Genomic DNA, 7,028 nt, shown 5'->3' on the forward strand with positions numbered 1-7,028 from the left:
ATGATCAGTCAACCATTTCAACCAACGATGGATATTCCGTATTATTATCCCTGCAATTTTCCTTTGATTCACGAAATCCTTCAGCGTCAGGGCTCGATAAGCAGTCTCGGCCTGTTGGCTTCCAGCCGCTTGTATAGTCTGCCTTCCTGTTCGGATCGTGGCCTGATCAAGCCTTACTTTCATAAGCTGGATTATGAGGAGCCGATGTGGGAAGTGTTTGGAGAACGGGAGTTTGACAGCTTCGAACAAGGAAAGGCATATATTCGGGAGCGGCTTGAAAATGAGGGCCTTTTAATCGTCACAGGCACAAGTTATTGCTTGCCTTATGGGGATGATTATCGAAATCCGGAGTATATTCATAAACTCGTTAAACAAGGCTCGCGCCTTCATCTGGTCGATCATTGGCTGGCTGTGTACGGGATGGATGAGGAGAAATTCTATGTCTATGATCCCGTTCCCTCCAAATACATGGGAGTTGTATCATCAACTGATTTCCAGGAGTTCTGGAAAGGAAACAAAAATATCTCCGAGCTCGAAATAGCCCGTCGCAAAGAAACATTACGGACCTATGGCACGATGGAGATCCGTGCTGTGGAAACACTCGACGCCGCAGGCTATCGGAACATGTTGCGCTCTGCGCTGGCGACACAGGCCCATGAATTCATCGCGGGCAGAACGATCTGGCAGGGCAATCGAAGCTATTATTTTGGACAGGCTGTTACATCACAATTGTTACAAAGATTGCACCCGGATGCCGAGGTGGATCGGGAACAGGAGAAAGCCATCTCCGCGTTCCTGTTCGACATGCGCTGGAGCCGCTACTTTTTCCGCGATTTGCTGGAAGAGGCCGCCAAATGGCTCGACTCTCCCCATGATCAATATATTGCGGAATTCGGTGCAATGATAGCCCGGTGGGAACAGGCGCACAAGTTGCTACAGATCGCCAGAATGAAACGAAGCCCTGAATGGCGGGAGCAGTTAACGGATATTATCGAACAATTGGCGGCGGACGAATTGCGTTGGTACGAAGCGCTGATGACGACACATCAGCATGCCGATCGTTTCAGACAGACCTCATCGACTGCAGAGAACCCCGCGCCTTCACATCGGGAAGTTATTGAGCGGATTGTGCTGGATAGCTGCGATGAGATTAATCGGTACCATAACGCACCCATTCCTCTGGAGCATGGCTTGCAGGCGCCCCTGTATGGAAGTCGGGGAAGACTGGACTCCCTTGAACTTGTAACTTTACTTGCGGTTGTCGAGCAAGGGGTTGAAGATACGTTCGGTGTAGGGATAACTCTCGCGGAAATAGCGGCTGCTTCCATGCCAGAAAGTCCTTATCGAACGGTGGAATCGCTGGTTGAATATCTGGAGGTGCAATTGAATCATTGCCCAAAGGATGATAAGGGATGAATATCACTTTTCTTCTGGAACGGTTCGCCGCGTATGGTAGTCGCCCTGCGTTGATATGGAAGGACGAGCAGTATAGTTATAACTGGTTATTGGATCAGGTCAACACCCTTAGCCAGTGGATTTCCACAGAAGGGCTTGAAGGCACGATCGTTGTGCTTGAAGAGGGTTATTCTCCTTATGCGGCAGCAGCATTAATCGCTCTTCTGGAACGGAATTGTATTGTGGTTCCGCTGGATCGACACTTGGTTGAGGCCAAACGGAATGAGTATACAGCGCTCGCTCAAGCAGAATGGCGCATGAGTGTTGGGGAAGGGGAAGCGATTGCCAGACGCTGTTCCGTGCAAGGCAGTCGGTCCCCGATTTTGGAAAGGCTGAGTCAGGAAAAGAACGCAGGTCTGGTAATCTTCTCATCCGGATCGACAGGGCAAAGCAAAGCTGCTGTTCACAGCGCGGATCGTCTGTTGCACGGGTTCAGGCGGCAAGTTCGGCCGCTCTGTACCATTCCGTTCATGATGTTTGATCACATTGGCGGCTTAAACACAATGCTGCAATCCCTGTCCAGCGGCGGCTGTTTATGCGTCATACCGGATCGCTCTCCCCTGGAAGTATGCAGGACCATTGAAAAGCACCGTGTTCAGGCATTGCCAGTCTCACCAACGTTCATGAATTTGCTGCTCCTTAGCGGAGTCTATCCGGAGTTTGATCTATCCAGTCTCGAAGTGATTTCCTATGGATCAGAGGTTATGCCGGAGGCGCTGCTTACCGCATGGAATAGACAGTTTCCGAATGTACGTACGGTGCAGGCTTATGGCATGTCGGAGCTTGGCATTCTGCCGACACGCTCCAAGGATTCGGGTTCATTGCTATTTACGGTTCGTGATGGGGAAGTCCGGTATCGGATTGTGGACGGGCTGCTTGAGATCCAAACGACAACGGCCATGATCGGGTATCTGAACGCTCCATCTCCGTTTACGGAAGATGGCTGGCTCCAGACCGGCGATGAAGCGGAGATGGAGGGTGGTTACATTCGCATTTTGGGTCGCCGCTCCGAGATCATTAATGTAGGCGGGCGTAAAGTTTACCCTGCGGAAGTGGAGAGTATTCTGGAGCAAATGGATACCATTGAAGTGGCTGTGGTGAGCGGGGAACCGAGTGGTATTATGGGGCAGATGGTAAAGGCCACGGTCAAACTTACAGGTGAGCATCCTCTTACGGAACTGCGCAGACAAATCTGGGACTATTGCAGAGACAAGCTGCCCCAGTACAAAATCCCGCAAAAGATTGTAATTACCCAGGAGACATTAACAAGCCCAAGAATGAAGAAAATAAGAAATCCCGGTCCAATCTCCTCCGTTCGGGATGAGGTTGCGGCAAGCCTGGAGGAGGATTCGCAAGGGACTCAATAGGGAATGAACGAATGGATAAAGTGACTCATGAATGCCAATGCAGCAGGGGACATTATGAGTTGTAATAGGAGAGGGGAACCCTCGGATGCGCGACGCACCGAGGGTTCCCCTTTTCACTTTGAGAGATAAACATACACAGTATTCTTGCGAATGATCTCAAATAGCTTCGAGAAGGCCTGTGATTAATGTAAATGTTATGCCTTCACGTGTGATTTGACATCCAACTGCAACAGGGAGAAACCGTACGCGTCTAGGTCCAGCTTCAGCTTGTTCTGCTGAGTTTCCCGAGTTGTGGTTGAGAATACATTACGCCAAGTTCCTTGGTGTAGTGGCAACTCCATACTGCGTGGTTCTTCACTTGCATTCAGGACGAGTACGAATTGTTCCCCTGTATCTTGATCCTTGCGTCCGATGGCAATGCACGGGTCTCCGGCTTCCGCGTAAATCATGGAGATGTCCGCACTGCGCAATGCAGCGTGTTGTTTACGCAGGGCAATGGCTTGGGTGAAGAAATCGAGCAGATCCTTGTTCTGCTTCTGTTCGTCCCACTCCATACATTTGCGACAACCTGGATCATAGCCACCATCCAGCCCTACCTCGTCACCATAGTAAATACAAGGAGCACCTGGGTACGTAAGCAGCAGAATGACAGCCAGCTTCATCTTGCGTACATCCCCTTCACATAGGGTGAGCAGTCTTGGCGTATCATGACTTCCGAGCAGGTTGAAAGCTGCTTCGGTTACAGGCTGTGAATACGCAGCAAGCAGTTTGCCAACCTCGTTGGCAAATCCGAGGCCGTCCAGCTTGCCAAGCACAGCGTAATCCATGACTGAATTCGTGAAAGGGTAGTTCATGACTGCATCAAACTGATCCCCCTGCAGCCACATGATGGAATCATGCCAGATTTCACCTAGTAGATAGGCATCCGGGTTAAGTGATTTGACCGTTTGCCGGAATTCACGCCAGAATTGATGGTCTACCTCATTGGCAACATCCAGCCTCCAACCGTCGATACCCATATCCTGAATCCAGTAGCGGGCCACCTCCAGCAAATATTCCTTAACCTCGGGATGCTCCGTGTTCAGTTTGGGCATAAGGGGTTCAAAGGCAAAGGTATCATATGTGGGAATACCGTCTTCGATACGTGCCGGCCATTCTCTGACATGGAACCAATCCGCATAACGGGAAGCAGCCCCTTTTTCAAGCACATCCGCGAATGGAAGGAACTCTCTGCCTGAGTGGTTAAACACCGCGTCCAGAACTACCCGTATCCCACGTGCATGGCATGCATCCACAAGTTCCTTCAATTTCTCATTGGTGCCAAAGTGCGGATCGACCCTCAGGTAGTCTGCGGTATTGTACTTATGGTTGGTTGTAGCCTGGAACACCGGGCAGAAATAAATGGCGTTAATGCCAAGTGCGCTCAGATGATCGAGGTGGTCCAGAACTCCTTGCAAGTCACCTCCGAAAAAATTGACAGGCGTCGGTTCACCGCCCCAGGGTTCAGCATTCTTCGGACTGATCGACGGATCACCATTGGCAAAACGTTCAGGGAAGATCTGATAGAATACAGCATCCTTAACCCAAGCAGGTGCCTCGAAGAAATCCACCGGATTCATAAATGGAAAATCGAAAAATTCCAACGGATGATCAGGCAGAGCCTGTTCGAATCCCCGTTCCGTCATCCAGACCGATTCCTCTCCTTCGATCAGTTGGAAGCCGTAGCGTAATCTGCGGTAAGGTGGTTGCGCTTCCACTTCCCAATAATCGAACAGGGCATCACGGGCAAAGATTCGCATCGGAAGGTGGAGGACCGTACGATCCCACGCATATTTATCCCCGATGATGGCGATAACGGCATCCAGGTCGCCCCGCTTGGAACGGAGTCTCAAGTGCATGGTCGAACGGTCATATACGTAGGACCAATTCATTTTGGGACGATGATAAATAGCTTCAAGTAACATAGCATTCACTCCTTATCTGGGATGAATCATGCGGCTATAAACGCAAAAAAGGCACAACCCCAATGTTCACGAGGTTGTACCTTTCGGCAGCATAGCCTTTTGATTATAGTGCTATTATACGAACTAAATTGGAAAAAGAAAACACTTTTTTTTCCTGTAAAGGTGAGTTGAATTCACCGTTTAAATTTGGGTACTATTATTTAAAAATCATACCCAAGCTTATTGGCATAAGCAGAGATTTCTTTATGATATTTCTCGATATTTTTCTTGCCGGCATCAATTTTGGCGTTGGCTTGTTTCAGGACAGCGCTGTTTACCGTTGTTTTGGAGACCGCTTTTTTAGCGAGTTGGAATCCTTCCAGCTGTGTATAGCTACCTTTGATCAAGTTGGCATGGATTTTTTGCAACTCCGCATTTTGCGGTTTAATCAGCTTCAGCTTGGATACATATTTGGTGTAGTTAGGAATCGCTGTGTTGGTCAATTTCAAGAAAACGGACTTTCGATTGGAAGATGTAATGTAAAATCCACCGCCCAAAGCGTTGAATGCTTTCTCCTCATATACGGATGCGCTATCCAGTTGATCCAGGTAGTTCAAGAAATCTTCTTCTTCGGCTGTAGGGATCGGTTCTTGTTCTGACGTGTCAACTTCTTCATAGTATTCGTCTTCCGAATATGTAGTAGTTGAGACATCCGCAGCAGCGGCATAGGACCCTGCAGGTGCGAATACTCCGCCGAGCAAAACAAAACTCATAATGATTGATAGTACCCATGATTTCTTCACGTTCTAATTTCCCCTATCTATATATGTGATATTATTCCAATGGATAATCTAACATAGCACGACAAGAAATTACAGGAATCGATTGACAGAGATGGAATCTATGAATAGCAATAAAAGGATATAATAACGTTGTGAATCAACAAAAAGGGAGGAAATCTTGATGACTGTTGGACGTTTTCATATTCATGTCTCCGATGAGATTCTAGACGATCTGCAATATCGGCTGCATCACATCCGTTGGCCTGATCAATTGGCAGACTCGGGCTGGGGGCGAGGAACAGATATTAGTTATTTAAAATCACTAGTTTCCTATTGGAGAGATCATTATGACTGGCGAGCACAAGAGTCCAGGTTGAATCAATTTTCCCAGTTTCATTGCCAGTTGGATGGGGTGGATGTGCACTTCGTACATGAGCGTGGTAAAGGGCCTAACCCTCTGCCGATTATTCTTACCCATGGATGGCCCGATAGCTATCTTCGTTATCAAAAGATTATCCCTCTCCTGACCGATCCCGCGAGTCATGGAGGTAATCCGGAGGACTCTTTTGATGTCATTGTGCCTTCACTGCCTGGATTTGGATTCTCTAGTCGCCCTGACCAACCTGGCGTCAACAATTCTTATGTCTCCCAGATGTGGGCTAAACTAATGACCAAAGAATTAGGCTACAACAAATTCGCTGCTGCAGGTGGAGATATTGGCTCTGGCGTTACACGTTATCTGGCTTCCAATAATCCTGAACTTCTAGTTGGAATCCACTTAACGGATATTGGTATTATAAGAGATCTCTTATCTTCCCAGGATGAGGCAGAACGCTCAGAGGAAGAACGAGAGTACAAGAAACATGCTTCAACATGGATTTCACAAGAGGGCGGTTATATGTCCATCCAATCAACCAAACCTCAGACACTTGCGTATGGACTTTCCGATTCCCCAGTAGGTTTGGCCGCTTGGATCATTGAGAAATTTCGTGCATGGAGCGACTGTAAAGGTGACCTCAATCAACTATTTAGCAAGGATGAGTTGCTGACTCATATTATGATCTATTGGGTTACGAACACCATAGGATCATCCACACATATGTACTACGAAAATTCGCATTCCTTGCCACCACTGGGCCGTATAGAAGTTCCGACAGGCATTGCCATATTTCCTGCGGATATCGTGCTGCCGCCCAAGTCTTGGGCGATGCAAAACCTGAACGTAACGCGTTGGACCTCCATGCCTAGTGGAGGGCATTTTACGGCTTTGGAAGAACCGGAGTTGCTGGCTGATGATATTCGGGCATTCTACAGACCTTTTCGAGCAATGAATAATTAATGTAGTTATTATATATGGTAGAATTCGTAAGGTCCCGACTTGGATATTAAAATGTACCCTATAAGATAGACACTTTGAAAAAGGTCATCTTATAGGGCTTTTTTTTGTTTATAATGAAGAAAACATGAGCGGTGGTAGGATT

Annotated in this window: 5 protein-coding genes; 3 read left to right on the forward strand and 2 right to left on the reverse strand. The window is 47.9% G+C overall.

The window, feature by feature from the left end:
• Together ACFVQB_RS32650 and ACFVQB_RS32655 are read left to right on the forward strand one after the other, a co-directional pair.
• Window positions 1-1,416 (forward strand): cysteine peptidase family C39 domain-containing protein, encoded by a 1,416-nt coding sequence (locus ACFVQB_RS32650; RefSeq protein ID WP_379449249.1) that lies wholly within the window; start codon window positions 1-3, stop codon window positions 1,414-1,416.
• Window positions 1,413-2,822: an ANL family adenylate-forming protein gene (locus tag ACFVQB_RS32655; RefSeq protein ID WP_379449251.1), complete on the forward strand. Its 1,410-nt coding sequence runs from the start codon at window positions 1,413-1,415 to the stop codon at window positions 2,820-2,822. Before ACFVQB_RS32650 ends, ACFVQB_RS32655 begins: the two co-directional genes overlap by 4 nt.
• 194 nt (window positions 2,823-3,016) lie before the next feature.
• Here the strand turns inward: ACFVQB_RS32655 and ACFVQB_RS32660 are convergent, their stop codons facing one another.
• Window positions 3,017-4,786 (reverse strand): alpha-glycosidase, encoded by a 1,770-nt coding sequence (locus tag ACFVQB_RS32660; RefSeq protein WP_379449253.1) that lies wholly within the window; start codon window positions 4,784-4,786, stop codon window positions 3,017-3,019.
• Between the two features lie 200 nt (window positions 4,787-4,986).
• The gene (locus ACFVQB_RS32665; RefSeq protein WP_379449256.1) at window positions 4,987-5,568 is read right to left on the reverse strand and encodes a hypothetical protein; all 582 of its coding nucleotides are present in this window, start codon (window positions 5,566-5,568) and stop codon (window positions 4,987-4,989) included.
• Window positions 5,569-5,728: 160 nt separating this feature from the next.
• Between ACFVQB_RS32665 and ACFVQB_RS32670 the strand changes: the two genes are divergently transcribed.
• A complete protein-coding gene (locus ACFVQB_RS32670; RefSeq protein ID WP_379449257.1) occupies window positions 5,729-6,886 on the forward strand; it encodes an epoxide hydrolase family protein in 1,158 nt (385 codons plus the stop codon).
• Window positions 6,887-7,028: the final 142 nt, after the last annotated feature.

The sequence above is a fragment of the Paenibacillus sp. NPDC057886 genome, assembly GCF_042796655.1.
In the GTDB taxonomy this organism is placed as follows: domain Bacteria; phylum Bacillota; class Bacilli; order Paenibacillales; family Paenibacillaceae; genus Paenibacillus.